The sequence below is a fragment of the Methylobacterium sp. Leaf125 genome (assembly GCF_001423085.1).
GTDB lineage: Bacteria > Pseudomonadota > Alphaproteobacteria > Rhizobiales > Beijerinckiaceae > Methylobacterium.
The window spans coordinates 104,026-123,685 of sequence record NZ_LMNU01000001.1; the positions used below are offsets into that span (position 1 = coordinate 104,026).

The following is a 19,660-nucleotide window of genomic DNA, read 5'->3' on the forward strand; positions in this document are numbered from 1 at the left end:
TCGTCGCAAGGGTGACATCGCCCCGACGTCTCAGCCCTCGCCCCGCTATCGGAGCCCGCCATGGCCACGCTGATCCTGCAAACCGCCGGGGCGGCGGCCGGTACGGCGCTGGGGGGCCCGATCGGCGGGATCATCGGCAGCGCCCTCGGGGCGGCGGCGGGCTCCGGCATCGACGCCGCCCTGTTCGGAGGGCTGGCGGGCGGGCGCACGGTCGAGGGGCCGCGCCTCTCCGACGTGGCGGGGCTCAGCTCCGGCGAGGGCGATCCCATCCCGCGGGTCTACGGCCGGGCCCGCATCGGCGGCACCCTGATCTGGGCGACCCGGCCCCTGGAGGTGGCGAGCACCGCCGCCGCCAGCGCGGCCGGCGGCAAGGGCATCGGCGGCGGCAAGGTCAAGCGGACGAGCTACGCCTACTTCGTCGATCTCGCCATCGGTCTGTGCGAGGGCCCGGTGGCGGGCATCCGGCGGGTCTGGGCGGACGGGCGCGAGCTCGACCTGACCATGGTCACCCTCCGCCTGCATGTCGGCGACGCGGACCAGGCGCCGGACCCGCTCATCGTCGCCAAGGAGGGAGCGGCGAACGCGCCCGCCTATCGTGGCCTCGCCTACGTGGTGTTCGAGCGCCTGGCGCTCGCCGCGTTCGGCAACCGGATCCCGCAATTCGCCTTCGAGGTGCTGCGCCCCGTGGCGGGCCTCGCCGGGATGATCCGGGCGGTCTGCCTCATCCCTGGCTCCACCGAGTTCGGCCTCGACCCGCTGCGCGTCACCGAGGAGGCGGGCTACGGCACGACCCGCCCGGCCAACCGGTTCCAGCTGCAGGCGGGCACCGACGTGACCGCCTCCCTCGACGCGCTCCAGGCGCTCTGCCCGCGGCTGGCCCGCGTCTCCGTGGTGACGAGCTGGTTCGGGGACGACCTGCGCGCCGGGCGCTGCACCCTCGCGCCCCGGGTGGACAACGCCGCCAAGGTGACGAGCGGCGACGTCTGGTCGGTGGCGGGCCTGCGCCGCGACTAGGTGGCGCCCGTCTCGACCGGCCCCGGGGGCGGCCCGGCCTATGGCGGGACGCCCTCGGATGCGGGCCTGACCCGCCTGGTGGCCGACCTGCACCAGCGCGGCCTCGCGGTGGTGCTCTACCCCTTCGTGATGATGGACGTGCCGGCGGGCAACGCCCGGCCGGACCCGCGCGACCCGGCCGCCGCCGGCCAGCCGGCCTATCCCTGGCGCGGGCGCATCACCTGCGACCCCGCCCCCGGGCAGCCGGCGAGCCCGGACGGCAGCGCCGCGGCCGGCGCGCAGGTGGCGGCCTTCCTCGCGCAGTATCGTCCGTTCGTGCTGCATTACGCGACCCTGGCGGCCGCCTGGGCCGCGGCGGGGAATCCGCTCGCCGGCTTCATCCTCGGCAGCGAGTTCGTCGGCCTCACCCGGGTGCGGGCGGAGGCGGGCCGCTACCCCGCCGTGGAGGGCTTCCGCAGCCTGGCGACGGCCCTGCGCCAGCGCCTCGGCCCGGACGTCAAGCTCGTCTACGCCGCCGACTGGACGGAATACGGCGCCGACGTGCGCGACGGCGGTGCCACAGTCCGCTTCCCCCTCGACGCGCTGTTCGCGGACCCGGCCATCGACGCGGTGGGGATCGACTACTACCCGCCCCTGACCGACTGGCGCGACGGGGACGCCCATGCCGACCTGGCGCTCGCCGATTCGATCTACGACCCGGCCTACCTCAAGGGCCGGCTCGGGGCCGGCGAGGCCTTCGACTGGTCCTATGCCGGCGAGGCCGACCGGGCGGCGCAGGTCCGCACCCCGATCACCGACGGGCGCTTCGCCAAGCCCTGGATCTTCCGGGCCAAGGACCTCGTGGGCTGGTGGGCGAACCCGCACGTCGAGCGGGACGATGGTCTCGAGACCGGCGCGACGGCCTGGGTGCCGCGGGGAAAGCCGATCTGGCTCACCGAGATCGGAGTGCCGGCGGTGGACAAGGGCACCAACGGCCCCAACGTCTTCCCCGACCCGAAATCCGCCGAGAACGCCCGCCCGCCCGCCTCGCGCGGCAGCCGCGACGACCTGATCCAGGCCCGCGGCCTCGCGGCGATCCTGGGGCGGTTCGACGCCGGCCTGCCCGGCTTCGAGGCCGCCCACAACCCGGTCTCGCCGGTCTATGGCGGGCCGATGGTGCCGGCGGACGGGATCTTCGTCTGGTGCTGGGACGCCCGGCCCTACCCGGCCTTTCCCGACTTCGACACCGTTTGGGCCGATGCCGGCAACTGGCCGGTGGGACACTGGATCGGCGGTCGGATCGAGGGGCTGGAGCTCGACCGGCTCGTCGCCGCGATCCTGGCCGATCTCGGGATCACCGTGCCGGCCGCCATCACCGCCGACGCGACCCTCGACGGCTACGTCATCGACCGGCCGATGTCGGCCCGGGCGGCCCTGGAGCCCCTGGCGCAGCTCTACGGCCTCGACGTCTCCGCCGCGGCCGGCACGCTGATCGTGCGCGGTCCGCGCCGGGCCGTGCCGCTGCCCCTCGCGACGGACGACCTCGTGGTCTTGCGCGACGCGGAGGCGCCCCTGGCCCGGGTCCGGGCCGAGGAGGCGGAGCTGCCGCGCTCCCTGGCGATCGGCTTCACCGACGGCGAGACCGCCGAGTACCGCCGGGCGAGCGCCGCCGCGACCCGGCCGACCGGCCGGCGCCGGCGCGAGACCCGGATGGAGGCCGCCGTGGTGACCCGGCGCGCCTGTGCCGAAGCCCTGGCGGAGGCCGCCCTCGACGCCGCCCTCGCGGCCCGCGACACCGCGCGCTTCACCCTGAGCCCGCGCCGGATCGACCTGGCGCCGGGCGACCTCCTGGCCCTGCCGGGGGAGCGCCTGCCGCACCGGATCCTGCGCATCGCCGACAGTCCGCGCGGACGCACGATCGAGACGCGGGGCGTCCCCCTCCAGGGCCGGGCGCCGCGCGCGGGCGAACCGGCCGGATCGCGCCCGCGCCGGGCGGTGCCGGCCCTGGCCGGGCCGCCCTTCGCGGTCGCCCTCGACCTGCCGGCCGACCGCGGCACCCCGACCGCCCTGCAGGCGCTGGCGGTGACGGCCGACCCCTGGCCCGGGCCGATGGCGATCTGGCGGGCGGAGGGCGAGGACGCCCCGCTGGTGCCGCAGGCCTTCGTCGACCACCCCGCCTGCCTCGGCGAGACCCTGGCGATGCTGCCGCCCGGCCCGCTCTGGCGCTTCGACCGGGTCACGGCCCTCACGGTCCGCCTGCGCCATGCCGGGGACCTCGAGGCCATCGGCGAGGCGGCGGCCCTGGCGGGCGGCAACCTGTTCGCGGTGCGCAGCGCCGGGGACGGGGCGATCGAGCTGATCGCGGCCGCCGGCGCCACGCTGGTGGGACCGGACACCTACCGGCTCACCGGGCTCCTGCGCGGGCTTGCCGGCAGCGAGGCGCAGGCGGGGCGCGCGGCCCCGGCCGGCAGCCTGATCGTGCGCCTCGACGGGGCGGTGGTGCCCCTGGTCGAGCGCCTCGACGAGGCCGGCCGTCCCTTCCGCTACCGCATCGGCCCGGCGGCGCGCGATCCGGCCGATCCGGCCACCGTCGCGCTGCGCGCCACGGCGGGCCTCACCGCCCTCCACCCCTTGCGCCCCGTCCACCTCCGGGCGCGGCGGGCGCCGGGGGGCGTGCGCCTCGCCTGGATCCGTCGGGCCCGGCGCGACGGCGATTCCTGGGACGCCGTCGAGGTCCCGCTGGAGGAGCCCGAGGCCTACCGGGTCACGGTCTACGCCGCCGAGGGCCGGCTCCTCCGGACCCTGACCGCAGACCGCGCGGACCTCCTCTACGCAACGGCGGACGAGGCGGCGGATTTCGGCGCACCCCAGAGTCGCCTCGACGTGGCGGTGGCGCAGGTCGGCGCGGCGGCCGGGCCCGGCCCCGAGACCCGGGCGCAGGTGCCGGTGGAGCCCGCCTGATCCCGCGATTCCCCCCAGTCCCGAGAAGCCCGGAGCCGGACGATGCCCGAGACCACCCCGACCTTGGCGCTGCCGCTGATCGCGGCCGGCCAGGCCCAGAAGCACGTCACCCACAACGAGGCCCTGATCCAGCTCGACGCCCTCGTGCAGCTCGCCTGCCGCGGCAAGGACCTCGGCGCCCCGCCGGCCAGCCCCGCCGAGGGCGACCGCTACCTCGTTCTGAGCGCCGGTCCGACCGGGGCCTGGACCGGCCTGTCCGGCCAGATCGCCCAGTTCCAGGACGGGCGCTGGCGGGGCCTCGCGCCGAAACCGGGCTGGCTCGCCTGGATCCTCGACGCGGACGAACTCTACGTCTTCACGGCGGCCGGATGGGTCGGGTTCCGCAGCACCCTCCGGCAGCTCCAGACCCTGACCCGCCTCGGCATCGGCACCACGGCCGACGCCGCCAACCCCTTCGCGGCCAAGCTCAACACCGCCCTCTGGACCGCCCTGACGACGGCCGAAGGGGGAACCGGCGACCTGCGCTACACCCTCAACAAGGAGGCGCCCGGCAACGTGCTCTCCCTGCTGTTCCAGAGCGCCTTCACGGGACGGGCCGAGATCGGGCTGTCGGGCAACGACGATCTCACGATCAAGGTCGCGCCCGACACCGGCGGGTTCCGGGAGGCGCTGCGGGTCGACCGGGCGACGGGCCGGGTCGACCTCGCCGGGCCGCTCCCCGCCACCCTCCTCGGGGCGCCGGCCCTCCGCCTGACCCAGGACCTCGCCACGGCAGCCGCTCCCGACGGCAGCCGATTGGCCGGCGGCCTGACCATGCAGGCGTCGAGCGGGGGCCTGTCCTGGACCGTTGCCGGCCTCGCCGGAACGGGCGGAACGTCGGGCGGCTTCCCGGGGGGCCTCGCGGTCTTCGTCAAGCCGGCGGACGGCACCCGCGCCGGCGCCCTGCGCGAGGCGGCGCGCTTCGGACCGGACGGCAATCTCGGCCTCGGCACCAGCACTCCCGCGACGACGCGGCTCGGGGTGGCGGGCATCATCGCCCACACCGCCGACAACAGCTGGAGCCTCGGCACGCCGGCGCTGCGCGCCTCGGTGCTCTACGCCGGAACCGGGGCGATCAGCACCTCCGACGCCCGCGAGAAGACGCCGGTCGCTGCCCTCTCGCAGGCCGAGATCGCCGCCGCCCGCAGCCTGGCCCGGGAGATCGGCACCTTCCGGTTCCATGACGCCGTGGCGCGGAAGGGGGATGGGGCCCGGCGCCACGTCGGCCTCACCGTCCAGCGCGCCGTCGCGATCCTGGAGGCCGAGGGTCTCGATCCCTTCGCCTACGGCTTCGTCTGCCGCGATGCCTGGCCGGCGGTCGCCCCGCAGGAGGCCGTCGCGGGCACGGAGGCCGTGCGCGACGCGGACGGCACCACGATCGCGCCGGCCGTCCCGGCGCGGGCGGCGTACCCCGGACGCGAGGCCGGCGAGCGCTACGGCTTCCGCACCGACCAGCTGCTGCTGTTCCTCGCCCGCGGCCTCGAGGCCCGGCTCACCGCCCTGGAGGCGGCCGCCGGTCCCTGATCCGCGTGGTCGCGGTCAGCGCAGGTATCCCGCCGCCCGCAGGTCGGCCTCGACCGCCGCGCACAGGGCGGCCAGCGGGTTGTCGTTCTGGGCGGCGGGCGGCGTGACGGGCCGCATGGGTGGGAAGGCCAGATCGGGCGGAAAGGCCGGATCGGGCGGCTGCGTCGGCTGTTCCCGGGCAATGTCGCCGGTTTCGGCCTCGCGTCGCAAAGCTGCCGAGATGAGCTTTCGCAGCATGTCCGCTTCCCGATTCCACCGCCTGTCCAAGTAGCGCGCCAGTTATCGCGCAAGTCTAGTCATCAATCAATCAACCGGAGACAGGGCATGAACCTCAGTGCCATCGGCGAAGCCGTGCTCATCGCGCGGGAGGGGCGCCGACTCACGGCCTATCGCGACAGCGTCGGGATCTGGACCATCGGCATCGGCCACACCGCGGCGGCCGGGCCGCCCCTGGTGACGCCCGGCCTGCGCCTGAGCGAGGCGGCCTGCGACGCCCTCTTCCGGCGCGACGTCGCCCGCTACGTCCGGGCGGTGGACGACGTCGTCCGAGACGCCTTGCCCGACCCCTTGCCCGACGCCTTGCCCGACCACGCCTTCGACGCCCTGGTCTCGCTCTGCTTCAACATCGGCCCGTCGGCCTTCGCGCGCTCCACCGTCGTCCGGCACCTGAAGGCCGGCGACCGCGACGGCGCCGCCGCTGCGATCCTGCTGTGGAACCGCCCGGCCGCGCTGATCCCGCGGCGCGGCGCCGAGCACGACCAGTTCGTGACGCCCTACGACCGCGCCCTGCCGCGGGCACGCCGGAGCGACACGGCGCCGGTTCCCGCGCCGAGTCCCCTGGCGCCGTCCCTTCCTGCGCCCCTTCCTGCGTCCGTTCCCGCGTCTCTTGCCACGCCTCTTGCCGCGCCTCTTGCCGCGTCTTTTGCCCCGTCCCCGCACCCACCCCTGCCCGCGCCGCGCCGAACCGTGCCGCGCGTCCCGCCGCTACCGAGCCGCGGCCCCGATCCGGCGCCCGATCCGGCACCTGGGCGGCCCGTCACCCTGGCTCGCCTGTGGGCCAACCTCCGCAACCGCCTGCGCGGCGGCCCCTGAGGGCCGGTCTCCCCGCCCTCGCTTCGATGTCCCCACCGATGGAGTCCGCGATGTTTCGATACGTCCCCGTCACCCTGCGCGCCCGCCCCTTCGCCACCGCGAGTCTCGCCCTCGCCCTCGCCCTCGCGGCGCCCTCCGCCGCGTCGGCCGCATCGCCGACCGCCGCCGTCACCGTCCCCTGGGGCGATGCCCTCGCGGCGGCCATCCAGGGCATCGGCAGCGTGGTGGTCCCCCTCGCGGTCACCGCCCTGATGGCGGCCCTGGCGCGGATCGCCGGTCCCCTGCGGGTGCTGATCACCGCCAGTCTGGTGGAGCATCTGGTGCGCAATGCCGGCGCCTACGCGGTCAACGCGGTGGCGGGGGCGGCGCAGGGCCGCACGCTGACGGTCCCGGTGGGATCGCTGGTGATCGCAGGGGCCGTGCAGCGCGGCCTCGACGCGGCGCCGGGCTGGCTGATCCAGGCCGCGGGCGGCGTGGACGGCCTCGGCGAGAAGGTGTTTCGCAGCCTCCCCCTGGCGGCGGAGGCGACGGTCGCCAACACGCTGGTGCCCGCGCTCCGGGCGGCGCGGATGCCCCGGCCGGCCTGACCGACCGGTGCCTTCGCGGGCGGGGGGAGTCTCACGAGGGAGGGGGCCTTGCAGAAGATCGCCCTGGAAGCCGCGCACCTGCTCGTCTCACAGGAAGGCGCGGGATGGATCGTCGCCGTCCTCCTCGGCCTCGCCTGCTTCCATCTCCACCGGGAATCGATGCGCGCCCAGGAGGCGCGCCTCGGGGACACCGGCGCCACCGCGACCGCCCTCGAGCGGGCCTCGCAGAGCCATGCGGCCGTGGCGGCCGCCCTGGAGAGCCGGACCCGGGTGCTGGACGACCTCGCGCGCGTCATCGCCGAACTCGCCCGCAGCGTCGAGCGCAACGACGAGCGCGCGCGGGAGAAGCTGGACGACATCCTGCGCCGGCTCACCGAAACCCGGCCACGCCCCTGAGGACACGCCATGGATCGCCTCGCCTTCCTGCTGAACCGTCGCCGCGACCGCCGCCGGGTGGCGGCCCTGCGCCTGCACGCCGCCCGGGCGGGGTTCGACCGCTCGTCCCTGGCCCTGCGACGGGCGGCCCTGGCGCATATCGACGGCCAGGCCCTGGTCGGAGCGACGCTGCGGGCGACCCTCGCGCGGCTCGCCGCCCAGGGCCCCGGGCCGGCCTGACCCGCCCGCCCCCGGGAGACCGGCGGGAACCGAATGGCCGAGGTTGGGCTTGGCTCCGCATTCAGGGCACATTCAGTGCATCCTCCCTAGACATCGTCCCATGCGCATCCTCCTCGCCCTGGTGTTGATCGGACTGACCGTCGCGGGCTTCGCGACGGGCTCCATCGACACGTTCGCGGAGGAGACGACGGCGGGGACCGGGGCGATCGTCGCGCCGCTGGCCGCCATCCCGCGCAGCGAGACCTGCCTCAGCCCGGCGGACCTGCGCGAGGCGGTGGCGGACAAGCGGGTGATCGCCCCGGTGGCGGCCATCCGCGCCGCCCGCCAGGTGATCCCCCGGGCCGAGATCCAGCGGGCGCGCCTGTGCCGGAACGACGAGACCCTCGTCTACCTGCTCACCGCCCTGCGCCGGGACGGCCAGTTCGTCCACGTCGTCGTCGACGCCACCACCGGGCAGGTCAGCGGTCCGTGAAGGGCTTTCGACCGGAAGCCGTTTCGCGCCGGCGCGGAGACGTCTAACGTGCGGGCCGCGCCGACCCGCGGGTCCAGGCCATCATCGTAGGAGTTCGGGACCGTGCGGTTGCTCGTCGTGGAGGATGACCGGGACATCAACCGGCAGGTGGTGAACGCCCTCGAGGAGGCCGGCTACGTCGCCGACAAGGCCTTCGACGGCGAGGAGGGCGGCTATCTCGGCGAGAACGAGCCCTACGACGCGATCATCCTCGACATGGGCCTGCCCAAGACCGACGGCGTCAGCGTGCTGCAGAAGTGGCGCCGGGCCGGCATCAAGACCCCGGTCATCATCCTCACCGCCCGGGACCGCTGGTCGGACAAGGTCGACGGCTTCGATGCGGGGGCCGACGACTACGTCACCAAGCCCTTCCACATGGAGGAGTTGATGGCCCGCGTGCGCGCCCTGCTGCGGCGCGCGGCCGGGCACGCCACCAGCCAGATCGCCTGCGGGCCCGTGGTGCTCGACACCCGCTCCGGCCGCGTCTTCGTGGATGGCAACCCGGTCAAGCTGACCAGCCACGAGTACCGGCTGCTCTCCTACCTGATGCATCATACCGGCCGGGTGGTCTCGCGGGCCGAGCTGACGGAACACCTCTACGACCAGGATTTCGACCGCGATTCCAACACCATCGAGGTCTTCGTCGGCCGCCTGCGCAAGAAGCTCGCCGTCGATCTGATCCAGACCGTGCGGGGCCTCGGCTACCTCGTCGATCCCAACCAGCCCGCGCCGCGGGTGTGATCTCAGCAGGCTCCGGCGAGGTCGGTCCGCGCGAAGCCGTCGCCGTTGAAGTGCAAGGGGGCGGTATGGATCTTGGCCATCGCGTCGGCGAAGCAATCGCCCATGTTGAGTTGGGCCGGGTGCCCCGTTCCCTTGCCATACTGGGCCAAGGCCGCGATCGCCTACCTGCCTCTGGGGGGGATCGCCACCGGGGCCGAGGCGTCGACAAACATCAGGCATCACCGCTGATTTCGTCGTAGACAGCCTGGTCGGCTTCGAGGCCGGTCAGTGGATAGGAAGCGATACGCGCCTGTATCGGCCGAATCCGCTCACGCAGGCTGAGCGTCTCGGCATCGCGTCGCAATGCGTTGCCGACGGCAAGCTTGAGGGCGTCGGTGAGAGCAGTGCCCTTTCGCTCGGCGCGCATGCGCACGAGCCGATCGGCTTCGGGGGCGCGGATGTGGAGTGCCATGGTCGAGTCTTCGCCCCTCTCCGCGCATTCTGCGATCCTGGGATCACGGACGGCCATCCGAGCCGGCTTGCGAAGTCTCTCGCGAAGCCCTTTGCGAAGCCTCTTGAAAAGCCACTCGCAAAGCGCCTTTCGAGACGTCTGGCGCAACGCATTCGCCAGGCGCGTCGGCATCCGCACACGCGAGACGGCCCCCGATGTGAACGGAACGTCGCCACCCTGTCTCCATCGATCCGTCGCGCGGCCGGGGGCATTGCGCAAAGATCACACATCGACGACGGACGCCGCATGATCCCCTCCCCCTCCTGGCTCCCGATGCGCCGCCGCTCGATCGCGGTGCGCCTCGCCACCTCGGCCCTGCTGGCGAGCTCGGCGATCCTGCTGATCGCCGCCTGGATCCTCACGACCCTGTACCGCGAGAACACCGAGCGGGCCTTCGACAGCCGCCTGCTGGTCTACGCCAACAACCTCGCCACCGACCTCGTCTCGCCCAACGACCCGGAGAGCCGCTCTTTCACCCTGAGCGATCCGCGCTTCGACCTGCCCCTGTCGGGCTGGTACTGGCAGATCGGCCGGCCCGACGCGAAGCCGCGCGACCTGCGCACCTCGCGCTCCCTGGTGGGCGTGCCCCTGAAGGCGGCCGGCACCCCCGACACCAAGGCGGGCATCGGCCAGATCCGCCAGGGCTACGGCCGGGCCCAGGACGAGCGCCGCCTGCGCATCATCGAGCGCGACGTCGATCTCGGCGAGGAGGGCCGCTACACCGTGCGGGTCGCCGGCCCCGCCGACGAGATCGAGAACGACGTCGACCGCTTCCGCTTCTCGCTGATAGTCACCTTCGGGCTCCTCGGCCTGTCGCTCGCCCTGACGACCCTGCTGCAGATCCGCTTCGGCCTCGCGCCGCTCGCCAAGCTGCGCACGGCGCTCGGCGCCATCCGGCGGGGTGAATCGGACCGCATCACCGGCGAGTATCCGCGCGACATCGCCCCCCTGGCGGGCGAGGTGAACCTGCTGATCGAGACCAACCGGGAGATCCTGGAGCGGGCGCGGACCCAGGTCGGAAACCTCGCGCATGCCCTGAAGACGCCGCTCTCGATCATCGTCAACGAGGTCGGCGCCGCCGATGCGCCCGGGGAACTCGCCGCCAAGATCCGCGAGCAGGCCGCGGTGATGCGCGACCAGGTGAACTACCACCTCGACCGCGCCCGGGCCGCGGCGCTCGCCGGCACCCTCGGCACCTCGACGGAGGTCGAGCCGGCGCTCGCCGGCCTCGTGCGCACCTTCGGCAAGATCTACCGCGACAAGGACATCGCCTACGAGGTCCACGTGCCCGCCGGCCTGCGGTTCCGGGGCGAGCGCCAGGACTTCGAGGAGATGATCGGCAACCTCGTCGACAACGCCTCGAAATGGGCCCACGGCCGCGTGGCGATCCGCGCCGAGGCGGTGGGCAAGAACGATTATCCCCACCTTCTCGTGGCGATCGAGGATGACGGACCGGGCCTCGCCCCGGAGGACCGGGCGGACGTGCTCGGCCGCGGCCGCCGCCTCGACGAGACCAAGCCCGGCTCCGGGCTCGGCCTCTCCATCGTGGCCGACCTCGCGGCGCTCTATCGCGGCCGCTTCCGCCTGGAGGAGGCGACGCTGGGCGGCCTGCGGGCGGTGATCGAGGTGCCGGGCGATGCACCGGCCGGCGTAGCCCCGCACTGAGCCCGCGGGCCCGCCGACGGTCGCGCGCCGGCATGAGGGCGGCCGATCGCCGGCCGGGATCGCGGCGCCCGGTTTCCCCGCCCGCCGTCATGCTCTAGGGTTGCGCCCTCCCCCCGAAGTGCTGCGCGTGACACCGTGTCGCCCGAGGCTCGCATCGTGCCGGCGGGAGCCCGCGTCTACATGCAAGCGGGGCAGCGTTCGGGGCGTGATGACGGCACTTTGGTTCATACTGGCGTTCATGACCGGCGCGGCGGTGTTCGCCCTGCTCTGGCCGATGTCGCGCCGGGCCAATCCCGCCGCTCCGCCGGAGGGCGGTGGCCTCGCCACCGAGACGGGCTTCTACGAGGACCAGCTGCGCGAGATCGAGCGGGACGAGGCCCGCGGCCTGATCGCGGCCCCGGAGGCGGAGGCCGCGCGCACCGAGGCGGCCCGGCGGCTTCTGCGTGCCAACCGCGCCGGCGTCCCTGCCGCCCAGGACATCGCCGAGCCGGCCCTGCGCCAGCGCCGGGCGGCCTCGGCCTTCGCGCTCTCGACGATCCCCCTGGTCGCGCTCATCGCCTACGGCCTCTACGGATCGCCCCACATGCCCTCCCAGGGCCAGGCCGAGCGGGCAGCGGCCCAGAACGGCGACCAGGACCTGCTCAAAGCCATCGGCCAGATCGAGGCGCGGCTCGCGGCCGACCCCAGCGACGGTCGTGGCTGGTCCGTGCTCGCCCCCGTCTACATGCGCATGGGCCGCTTCGACGACGCCGCCCATGCCTACGAGGCCGCCACCCGCATCCTCGGCGAGAGCGCGCAGCGCCTGTCCGACTGGGGCGAGGCCCTGGTGGCGGCGGCCAACGGTGCCGTCACGCCCCAGGCCAAGGCCATCTTCCAGCGCGCGGTCGAGATCGACGGGCAGGTCGCCAAGCCGAAATTCTACCTGGCGCGGGCGGCCGAACTCGACGGCGACATTCCCCAGGCGGTCCAGCGTCTCCAGGCCATGGCCGACGCGGCGCCGGCCGACGCGCCCTGGCTGCCCCTGGTGCGCGAGAACCTGGCGCGCCTGAAGGGCGAGGCCGCGCCCGGCCAGATGAAGCCGCCCGAGCCCGGCGCCGCGGCCGCCCTCCAGGCCCTGCCCCCGGCGAGCCGCGACGGCGCCATCCGGGCCATGGTCGACAGCCTCGACAAGCGCCTGGCCGACCGGGGCGGAAGCCTGGAGGACTGGCTCCGCCTGGTGCGCTCCTACGGGGTGCTTCAGGAACGCGACAAGGCGAAGGACGCCCTGGAGCGGGCGCGCAAGGCGCTCGGCGACGATCCCGAGGCGAAGACCCGCCTCGACGCGATCGCCGCCGAAGCCGGTCTGGCCGGGGCTTCCACGGATCCGGCCGCGGCCACGCCCGCGCCGTCCGCCTCTTCCACGCAGACCGGGACCGCCTCCGACGAGGCCGCCCGAGCCGGCACGGAGGCCGCCGTCGCGGCCGTGAAGGCGATGCCGGCGGCCGAGCGCGACGCCGCCATCCGGGGCATGGTCGCGGGTCTCGATCGCCGCCTAGCCGCGAAGGGCGGCAGCGTCGACGACTGGCTGCGCCTCATCCGCTCCTACAGCGTGCTCGGCGAACGCGAGCGCGCCCTGCAGGCCCTCGATCGGGCCCGCATGGCCTTGAGCCCCGACGCGGGGGCGATGGAGCGCCTCGGCGAATTGTCGCGCGAGCTCAGCCTCCAGCCCAGCGCGAAGCCGGGCAATGCGGCGGCAAGACCTTAGCCCCTGACAATCGGTCCCGGCCCCGGCCCTTGACCCGGGTGGCGCCCCGGCCGACACCGGAGGCTGCAAGACACCCCGCCCGGAGGCCCGGCGCGGGACGCGCCCCGCCCCATCGTCCGAGCCATCAACCGGGACCCTGCCCACGTGACCCGCAAGAGCCGCCGCCTGATCCTGATCGCCGCCTGCGGCGCCGTGCTGGCGCTGGCGCTCGGCCTGATCCTGTCGGCCATGAGCGGGTCGATCGTGTTCTTCCGTTCGCCCACCGAGGTGGCCGCGCAGACCGTGGCCACGGGCACGCGCTTCCGCCTCGGCGGCCTGGTGAAGGACGGCTCGCTCCAGCGTGGCCCGGACCAGACCGTCGACTTCGCGGTGACCGACACCAACGCCACCATTGCGGTCCAGTACCGTGGCCTGCTCCCAGACCTGTTCCGCGAGGGCCAGGGCGTGGTCGCCGAGGGCACCCTGCTGCCGGGCGGCGTCTTCCGGGCCGACACGGTTCTGGCCAAGCACGACGAATCCTACATGCCGCGCGAGGTCGCCGACGCCCTCAAGGCGCAGGGCCGGTGGCAGGAGGGCAAGGGCATGGTCGACAAGCCCGCCGCGGCCGCCCCCGAGACCAAAACGGCCGCCGGCGACAAGACCCTCGGTCAGCGCAGCGAGCGATGATGCCGCGCGTGCCCCGGCCGGTTTCCCTCCGGCCCCGCGTCCCGCGGCACATCCTCCCTTGGAAGGACACCCCGCCTTGCTGATCGAGGTCGGCCATTTCGCGCTCGCCCTGGCGCTCGCCCTCTCCCTGGTCCAGGCGGTCATGCCGGTCTGGGCTGCCCGTTCGGGCGACCAGGCCCTGCGGGCCGTGGCGACGCCCGCCGCCCTCGGCGCCTTCGCCTGCATCCTGTTCGCGTTCGGGGCGCTGACCTACGCCCACGTCACGTCGGACTTCTCGGTCCTCAACGTGATCGAGAACTCCCACACGGCGAAGCCCTTCCTCTACAAGATCTCCGGCGTGTGGGGGAACCACGAGGGCTCGATGCTGCTCTGGGTCCTCATCCTCGCCCTGTTCGGGGCGCTGGTGGCGGTGTCGCGCGAGTCCGTGCCGCCGACCCTGCGGGCGAACACCCTGGCGGTGCAGGGCCTGATCACCTTCGTGTTCGTGCTGTTCATCATCACGACCTCGAATCCGTTCACCCGGGTGAGCCCGGCCCCGGCGGAGGGCAACGACCTCAACCCGCTGCTCCAGGATTTCGGCCTCGCGGTGCACCCGCCGCTCCTCTATGTCGGCTATGTCGGCTTCTCGATCACCTTCGCCTTCGCCATCGCGGCGCTGATCGACGGCCGCATCGACGCGGTCTGGGCCCGGGCCGTGCGGCCCTGGACCCTGATCGCCTGGAGCTTCCTGACGCTCGGCATCGCGATGGGCTCGTACTGGGCCTATTACGAGCTCGGCTGGGGCGGCTGGTGGTTCTGGGATCCGGTCGAGAACGCCTCGCTGATGCCCTGGCTCGCCGGCACCGCCCTCCTGCATTCCACCGTGGTGATGGAGAAGCGCGACGCCCTCAAGGTCTGGACGGTGCTGCTGGCCATCCTCACCTTCTCGCTCTCGCTGCTCGGCACCTTCATCGTGCGCTCGGGCGTGCTGACCTCGGTCCATACCTTCGCCACCGACCCGACCCGCGGCGTCTTCATCCTGGCGATCCTGATCCTGTTCATCGGCGGCTCGCTCACCCTGTTCGCCTGGCGGGCGCCGATGCTGCGCCAGGGCGGCATCTTCGCGCCGATCTCCCGCGAGGGCGCGCTGGTGATGAACAACCTGTTCCTGGCCGCCGGCTGCGCCACCGTCTTCGTCGGCACCCTCTACCCGCTGCTGCTGGAGATGCTGACCGCCGAGAAGATCTCGGTCGGCCCGCCCTTCTTCAACTACACCTTCGTGCCGCTGGCGATTCCGCTGCTGCTCATCGTGCCCTTCGGCCAGACCCTGGCCTGGAAGCGCGGCGACGTGCACGCGGCGACCCAGCGCCTGTTCGCCGCCCTGGCCGCCGCGCTGGTGGTCGGCCTCGCCGTGACGGCCCTGACCTGGGGCGGCCCGATGATGGCCCCCGTGGGCATCGGCCTCGGCGCCTACCTCGTCATCGGCTCCGCCATGGAGATCGTGTCCCGCGCCCGCGGCTACGGCAACAACCGCGCCCGGGGTGCCGCGATCTGGCGCCGCGCCGCCGGCCTGCCGCGCTCCGCCTGGGGCACGGCGATGGCCCATGCGGGCGTCGGCGTGGTGGTCCTGGGCATCGCCGCCCAGGGCTGGGCGACCGAGGGGCTGAAGACCCTCAAGCCCGGCGAGTCCCTTGCCTCCGGCCCCTACGTGGCGACCCTCGACCGGGTCGGCCCGCGCACCGGCGAGAACTACGCCGAGACCACCGCCTTCCTGACCATCCGCAACGCCGGCGGCGACTTCGTCGGCACGGTGGAGACCGGCAAGCGGTTCTATCCGAGCCGCAAGATGACGGTGACGGAATCCGGCCTGCTGACCATCGGTGCGAGCCAGGTCTATGCCAGCCTCGGCGAAGTCCTCCCGGAAGGTGCCATCGGGCTGCGGCTCTACTACAAGCCCCTCGTGCTGCTGATCTGGCTCGGCGCCGTGGTGATGGCCCTCGGCGGCGCGATCTCCCTCACCGACCGGCGCATGCGCGTCGGCGCCCCGGCGCGGGCACGGGCCAAGCCCGTCCCGCCCGGCATGGCCCCCGCCGAATGAGCCGGGTCGCGCGCCTGCCGCGCCTCGCCCTGGCGCTCGGGCTGATGCTGGCCGGCGCCGGCAGCGCCCAGGCGGTGCAGCCGGACGAGGTGCTGAAGGACCCGGTCCTGGAAGCGCGGGCGCGGGACATCTCGTCCGGCCTGCGCTGTCTCGTCTGCCAGAACCAGTCCATCGACGATTCCGACGCGCCCCTCGCCCGGGACCTGCGCCTCATCGTGCGCGAGCGCCTGACCGCCGGCGACGACGACCGGCAGGTGCAGGCCTACGTGGTCGGGCGCTACGGCGAGTACGTGCTCCTGCGCCCCGTCTTCGCCCTGCACACCCTGCTCCTGTGGCTGACCCCGGTCGCGGTGATCGGTCTGGGCCTGTTCGGCCTCTGGCGCCTGTCCCGCCGCCGCCCCGCCGCGGCTGCCGCAAGCCTCAGCGCCGAGGAGCGGGCGGAGATCGCGGCCCTGACCCGGCGGGACTGAGCCAAGCCGGCGAGAAGTCGCGCCGGCCGTCGACGTCGATCTCGTCCGCCCCGCGACGCGGCCTCTGCGGATCTGGGACGGGGACCGGGCGCGCGGCGCCCGCGCCTCGCTTTCGCCCCAGTGCGGCACGAGACAGGCCCCTGGCGACGGATCCCGCAGCCGGCGCAGCTTTACGAAGTCTTTACCCTGACTCGCGAGCGTCCCGTGCCATGCCGATCGCCTCGCTTCCCCACATCGCCGCCCTGGCCGGAGCCGCCCTCGTGGCCGCCCTGTCCGCGCTCCCCGCACAGGCGCATCCCCACGTCTGGGTGACCACCAAGGCCGAGATCGCCTATGGCGAGGGCGGCCGCGTGACCGGTGTCCGCCACGCCTGGACCTTCGATGCCTCGTACTCGGCCTTCGTGACCCAGGGGCTGGACAAGAACAACGACGGCAAGCTGACGCCGGACGAGCTCGCGGGTCTCGCCGCCGAGAACACCGCCAACCTCGCTGAATTCGCCTACTTCACGAAGATGAAGGTCGGCGGCAAGGAGCAGGCCTTCACCGATCCCGTCGAGCCCCGCATGGCGATGGAGGGCGACAAGCTGACCCTGAGCTTCCTCCTGCCCTTGAAGTCGCCGGTGGCGCAGGGCCGCGGCGTGACGGCCCTGGAGGTCTACGACCCGACCTTCTTCGTCGCCTTCAGCCTCGCGGAGGGTGCGGATGCCGCCCGCCTCGCCGGAGCCCCGGCCGGCTGCGCCGCCACCCTCACCCGCCCCAAGACCGAGACGCCCGACGCCAAGACGGGCGAGACCAAGCCCGGCGAGACCAAGCCCGGCATGTCGGAGGCGTTCTTCGAGGCGCTGACCTCGGCCTCGAACTACGGCCTCCAGTTCGCCAACCGGATCATCGTCGCGTGTCCGTAGGCAGCGCCCTCGACACCGCCCGCCCGGATGGGCGGTCCCGCCTCGCCCGGCAGGTCCTCCTCGTCCTGGTGGCCGTCGCCCTCGCGACCCTGATCGTCGCCGGCCTCGCCTGGCTGGTGAGCCCGAGCGTGACCGCGCCGCCGCCGCGCTCGCCCTTCGGGATCGGTTTCCGCGAGGCCGCCCCGTCCGCCACCGGCCTCGGGGGCCGGATCCTCGCCCTGCAGGCGAGCTTCTCCCGCAGCCTCCAGACCGCGGTGCAATCCCTGAAGGCGGGGGGCGCCTGGGGCCCGATGATGCTCCTCGGCTTCGCCTACGGCGTCTTCCACGCCGCCGGGCCGGGCCACGGCAAAGCGGTAATCGCCGGCTACATCGTCGCCGGCGAGCGGGCCCTCACCCGCGGCTTCAGTCTCAGCTTCGCCGCCGCGCTGCTCCAGGCCCTGGTCGCCATCGCCCTCGTGGGCGTCGGGACCCTGGTGCTCGGCGCCACCGCCGCGGGCATGACCCGCGCCGGCACGGTGATCGAGACGGTGAGCTTCGCCCTCGTGGCGCTCCTCGGCCTCAGCGTGACCTGGCGCAAGGCCGGCCGCTTGGCAGGGCACTCGGTAGGGCGCACCGATCCGGCCTGCGCCCCCGGCTGCGGCCACGTCCACCTGAACGATGCCGCGGCCCTGGCCCGGCTCGAGTCGTGGCGCGAGCGCGCCGGCGTCGTGCTGGCCGCGGGCACGCGCCCCTGCGCCGGGGCGGTGCTGATCCTGGTCTTCTCCGCCTCGCAGGGCCTGCTGGCCGCCGGCATCGCCGCGACCCTGGCCATGGCCCTCGGCACCGCGCTGACCACCGGCACGCTGGCCAGCCTCGCGGTCTTCGCCAAGGCCTTCGCCCTGCGCCTGGCGGGCGGACGCGGACAGGCCGGGGCGCTCGCGGTCGGCGGGCTCGAACTCCTCGCCGGTGCCTTCGTGCTGGTGCTCGGCCTCGCCATGCTGGCCGGGCTCGCGGCCGACCTCGGCGGCTGAACCCTTCGCAAACCTTCCCGCGCAGACCGTCCCTCGCCAACCCCGCGAGGCCGTGGCACTCTCGCGCTGCGAAGACGGAGAGAGCGCGGGCATGGCGGCAGGCTTCGAGCATATCCTGAACTGGCGGCTGCTCGCCGGCTCGCACGACTTCCCCGGCCCGGATGGGGGCACCTGCATCAACGAGGCGGCGATCGTGGCCGCCGGCCTGCCCTACCGGGCGATCCGCGCCTCGGCCGATTGCCCGCCCTGCTTCTCGCCGCCGCTCGCCGCCTACGCCCTCGGCCTGAACGACGGCATGCCCGATCCCGAGCGGCCGCGCCTGATGGCCTTCGTGCTGCGCCTCTCCGGCTCGGCCGACACCCCGGCCGTGGAAGCGGAGCGCGTCGCCTTCCTCGCCCTGGCGAGCGTCCGGCGAATTCTGCCGCCGCTCCTCGATCTGGCGGGCCTGCCCACCCTCGCAGCCGCCTGCGACGGGGCCGGGGATGCGGAGCGGGCCCAGGCCGTCGCTCGGGCCGCCGCCTGGCAGGGCGGTGCGCAAGCGCAGGACGCCTCGCAGCGGGGAGCCTGGGCGCAAGGGGCCCGTGCCGCGGCGGTCGCCCGGGCCGCCACCGCCGCCGGGAAGGCCTTCGCGGATGCGCGCTGTGCGGCCGAGGTCGCGGAGGGCGCCGCGCCCTTCGTGACGGAAACCTGGGCGAGCGCGGTGACGATCCTCGACGAGGCGCTGGAGATCGGCCGCCGGGCGGCGCCCCTCGAGCGGGCGCTGGTGCAGCGGCGCCTGGACGCCGCGCGGTCGGGGTCGGTCTAGGGTCTGTCAGGCTCATCTTGAACCAGACAGACCCTCAAGTCCTGTCTTGAGGTTTGTCGTTTCGGGATACCCGGTTCCCAGTGATCCCTGACAGACTCCAGAGCCCGGCTCAGACCGGAACGGGCGCCGCCATCGGGTCGAAGGTCACGGTCTGGCAGTTGTCGAGCCAGACGCCCGTCAGGTGATAGAAGAAGGTGCCGTGGCCGACCACCGCGATGCTGCGCTCGGGCCGGGCCGCGAGCCAGTCGCGGAAACCGAGGACGCGGGCATCGAAGAGGGGGCGCGGCTCGATATGGACGCCGCGGGCGTCGGGCTCGCCCTCGGCGTGCCACCAGATCTCCGGCAGGTGGTCGACGGCGACGTCCGGGAACTCGGCGGCCAGCACCGAGGCGGCGCGGCCGACATCGCAGCTGCTCTCCTGGCACTCCCGGTGCAGGACCTCGACCAGGATGCGCGGGCGGCTCGGATGGTCGCTGAAGATGCCCTTGGTGGTCTGGATCGCCCGGGTCAGGGGCGAGGTCACGACGAGGTCGAAGGGGATGTCGTGCAGGGCCGCCCGGGCCGCACGGACCTGTCCCTGGCCCCGCTCGGTCAGCCGGGCATCGACGTGGCCGGGGTCCTGGCCAGTCAGGCGGTGGGCGGCGTTGAAGGTCGATTCGCCGTGGCGGACGCAGACGATGCGGGTGGGGGCCATACGGGTCCGGTTTCGCTGGGATGGAAAAACGGCGTGCCGGCGACAACCCCGCGAGGCGGGCCATCGTTGCG

General features: G+C 73.9%; 19 protein-coding genes and 1 pseudogene. 16 read left to right on the forward strand and 4 right to left on the reverse strand.

All coding sequences use genetic code 11. The features are described 5' to 3' along the window. Nucleotides 1–60 precede the first annotated feature (60 nt). Nucleotides 61–3,954, forward strand: a pseudogene (locus ASF58_RS00475) (glycoside hydrolase/phage tail family protein). A 42-nt stretch (nt 3,955–3,996) separates the two neighbouring features. Beyond that, entirely contained in the window at nt 3,997–5,517 is a 1,521-nt protein-coding gene (locus ASF58_RS26920) for a DUF2793 domain-containing protein (protein WP_055946018.1), read from the forward strand. A gap of 15 nt (nt 5,518–5,532) precedes the next feature. On the opposite strand, the gene ASF58_RS00485 is transcribed toward ASF58_RS26920, so the two are convergent. Beyond that, on the reverse strand, nt 5,533–5,754 hold the full coding sequence (locus ASF58_RS00485; protein WP_055946022.1) for a hypothetical protein: 222 nt from the start codon (nt 5,752–5,754) through the stop codon (nt 5,533–5,535). Nucleotides 5,755–5,841: 87 nt separating this feature from the next. On the opposite strand from ASF58_RS00485, the gene ASF58_RS00490 reads away from it, so the two are divergent. From ASF58_RS00490 to ASF58_RS00515, 6 genes are all read left to right on the forward strand, one after another. Further along, entirely contained in the window at nt 5,842–6,609 is a 768-nt protein-coding gene (locus ASF58_RS00490; RefSeq protein WP_082512742.1) for a lysozyme, read from the forward strand. A 50-nt stretch (nt 6,610–6,659) separates the two neighbouring features. Beyond that, entirely contained in the window at nt 6,660–7,196 is a 537-nt protein-coding gene (locus ASF58_RS00495; RefSeq protein WP_055948498.1) for a hypothetical protein, read from the forward strand. Nucleotides 7,197–7,244: 48 nt separating this feature from the next. Continuing rightward, the gene (locus ASF58_RS00500) at nt 7,245–7,592 is read left to right on the forward strand and encodes a hypothetical protein (protein WP_055946025.1); all 348 of its coding nucleotides are present in this window, start codon (nt 7,245–7,247) and stop codon (nt 7,590–7,592) included. 9 nt (nt 7,593–7,601) lie between these two features. Next, nucleotides 7,602–7,811: a hypothetical protein gene (locus tag ASF58_RS00505; protein ID WP_055946027.1), complete on the forward strand. Its 210-nt coding sequence runs from the start codon at nt 7,602–7,604 to the stop codon at nt 7,809–7,811. A 100-nt stretch (nt 7,812–7,911) separates the two neighbouring features. Beyond that, nucleotides 7,912–8,283: a PepSY domain-containing protein gene (locus ASF58_RS00510; RefSeq protein ID WP_055946030.1), complete on the forward strand. Its 372-nt coding sequence runs from the start codon at nt 7,912–7,914 to the stop codon at nt 8,281–8,283. A 102-nt stretch (nt 8,284–8,385) separates the two neighbouring features. After that, nucleotides 8,386–9,063, forward strand: a complete 678-nt coding sequence (locus tag ASF58_RS00515) for a response regulator transcription factor (protein ID WP_055946034.1) — start codon at nt 8,386–8,388, stop codon at nt 9,061–9,063. A gap of 2 nt (nt 9,064–9,065) precedes the next feature. Here ASF58_RS00515 and ASF58_RS25510 read toward each other — a convergent pair whose 3' ends face one another. Together ASF58_RS25510 and ASF58_RS00520 are read right to left on the reverse strand one after the other, a co-directional pair. Then, on the reverse strand, nt 9,066–9,212 hold the full coding sequence (locus ASF58_RS25510) for a type II toxin-antitoxin system VapC family toxin (protein ID WP_200930152.1): 147 nt from the start codon (nt 9,210–9,212) through the stop codon (nt 9,066–9,068). Nucleotides 9,213–9,274: 62 nt separating this feature from the next. Then, nucleotides 9,275–9,514 (reverse strand): type II toxin-antitoxin system VapB family antitoxin, encoded by a 240-nt coding sequence (locus ASF58_RS00520; RefSeq protein ID WP_055946037.1) that lies wholly within the window; start codon nt 9,512–9,514, stop codon nt 9,275–9,277. A gap of 285 nt (nt 9,515–9,799) precedes the next feature. Here ASF58_RS00520 and ASF58_RS00525 point away from each other — a divergent pair, with 285 nt between their 5' ends. The 8 genes from ASF58_RS00525 (at nt 9,800) to ASF58_RS00560 (ending at nt 18,895) form a co-directional block, all read left to right on the forward strand. Beyond that, on the forward strand, nt 9,800–11,218 hold the full coding sequence (locus ASF58_RS00525) for a sensor histidine kinase (RefSeq protein WP_055946040.1): 1,419 nt from the start codon (nt 9,800–9,802) through the stop codon (nt 11,216–11,218). A 208-nt stretch (nt 11,219–11,426) separates the two neighbouring features. Beyond that, nucleotides 11,427–12,962 carry a c-type cytochrome biogenesis protein CcmI gene (gene ccmI, locus ASF58_RS00530; RefSeq protein WP_055946042.1) on the forward strand — a complete coding sequence of 512 codons (1,536 nt, stop codon included), beginning with the start codon at nt 11,427–11,429 and terminating at the stop codon, nt 12,960–12,962. Nucleotides 12,963–13,106: 144 nt separating this feature from the next. Beyond that, nucleotides 13,107–13,628 (forward strand): cytochrome c maturation protein CcmE, encoded by a 522-nt coding sequence (ccmE, locus tag ASF58_RS00535; RefSeq protein WP_055946045.1) that lies wholly within the window; start codon nt 13,107–13,109, stop codon nt 13,626–13,628. A gap of 76 nt (nt 13,629–13,704) precedes the next feature. Then, nucleotides 13,705–15,705 carry a heme lyase CcmF/NrfE family subunit gene (locus ASF58_RS00540; RefSeq protein ID WP_055946048.1) on the forward strand — a complete coding sequence of 667 codons (2,001 nt, stop codon included), beginning with the start codon at nt 13,705–13,707 and terminating at the stop codon, nt 15,703–15,705. A gap of 44 nt (nt 15,706–15,749) precedes the next feature. Then, nucleotides 15,750–16,175 carry a cytochrome c-type biogenesis protein gene (locus ASF58_RS00545; protein WP_244477189.1) on the forward strand — a complete coding sequence of 142 codons (426 nt, stop codon included), beginning with the start codon at nt 15,750–15,752 and terminating at the stop codon, nt 16,173–16,175. A 209-nt stretch (nt 16,176–16,384) separates the two neighbouring features. Further along, complete coding sequence (locus ASF58_RS00550; RefSeq protein WP_055946054.1) at nt 16,385–17,080, forward strand: DUF1007 family protein; 696 nt, start codon at nt 16,385–16,387, stop codon at nt 17,078–17,080. Continuing rightward, nucleotides 17,071–18,090, forward strand: coding sequence for a nickel transporter (locus tag ASF58_RS00555; RefSeq protein ID WP_055946057.1), 1,020 nt, complete (start codon nt 17,071–17,073; stop codon nt 18,088–18,090). Before ASF58_RS00550 ends, ASF58_RS00555 begins: the two co-directional genes overlap by 10 nt. A 91-nt stretch (nt 18,091–18,181) precedes the next feature. Next, nucleotides 18,182–18,895: a hypothetical protein gene (locus ASF58_RS00560; protein ID WP_055946060.1), complete on the forward strand. Its 714-nt coding sequence runs from the start codon at nt 18,182–18,184 to the stop codon at nt 18,893–18,895. Nucleotides 18,896–19,004: 109 nt separating this feature from the next. Here ASF58_RS00560 and ASF58_RS00565 read toward each other — a convergent pair whose 3' ends face one another. After that, a complete protein-coding gene (locus tag ASF58_RS00565) occupies nt 19,005–19,589 on the reverse strand; it encodes a histidine phosphatase family protein (protein ID WP_055946063.1) in 585 nt (194 codons plus the stop codon). Nucleotides 19,590–19,660: the final 71 nt, after the last annotated feature.

Bases quoted from the DNA above. Each gene is read 5' to 3' on its own strand.
- ASF58_RS00490 (WP_082512742.1), top strand. From the start codon at position 5,842: ATGAACCTCAGTGCCATCGGCGAAGCCGTGCTCATCGCGCGGGAGGGG.
- ASF58_RS00510 (WP_055946030.1), top strand. From the start codon at position 7,912: ATGCGCATCCTCCTCGCCCTGGTGTTGATCGGACTGACCGTCGCGGGC.
- ASF58_RS00485 (WP_055946022.1), bottom strand. From the start codon at position 5,754: ATGCTGCGAAAGCTCATCTCGGCAGCTTTGCGACGCGAGGCCGAAACC.
- ASF58_RS00520 (WP_055946037.1), bottom strand. From the start codon at position 9,514: ATGGCACTCCACATCCGCGCCCCCGAAGCCGATCGGCTCGTGCGCATG.
- ASF58_RS26920 (WP_055946018.1), top strand. From the start codon at position 3,997: ATGCCCGAGACCACCCCGACCTTGGCGCTGCCGCTGATCGCGGCCGGC.
- ASF58_RS00545 (WP_244477189.1), top strand. From the start codon at position 15,750: ATGCTGGCCGGCGCCGGCAGCGCCCAGGCGGTGCAGCCGGACGAGGTG.
- ASF58_RS00525 (WP_055946040.1), top strand. From the start codon at position 9,800: ATGATCCCCTCCCCCTCCTGGCTCCCGATGCGCCGCCGCTCGATCGCG.
- ASF58_RS00495 (WP_055948498.1), top strand. From the start codon at position 6,660: ATGTTTCGATACGTCCCCGTCACCCTGCGCGCCCGCCCCTTCGCCACC.
- ASF58_RS00560 (WP_055946060.1), top strand. From the start codon at position 18,182: ATGGCGGCAGGCTTCGAGCATATCCTGAACTGGCGGCTGCTCGCCGGC.
- ASF58_RS00505 (WP_055946027.1), top strand. From the start codon at position 7,602: ATGGATCGCCTCGCCTTCCTGCTGAACCGTCGCCGCGACCGCCGCCGG.
- ASF58_RS00565 (WP_055946063.1), bottom strand. From the start codon at position 19,589: ATGGCCCCCACCCGCATCGTCTGCGTCCGCCACGGCGAATCGACCTTC.
- ccmI (WP_055946042.1), top strand. From the start codon at position 11,427: ATGACGGCACTTTGGTTCATACTGGCGTTCATGACCGGCGCGGCGGTG.
- ASF58_RS00550 (WP_055946054.1), top strand. From the start codon at position 16,385: ATGCCGATCGCCTCGCTTCCCCACATCGCCGCCCTGGCCGGAGCCGCC.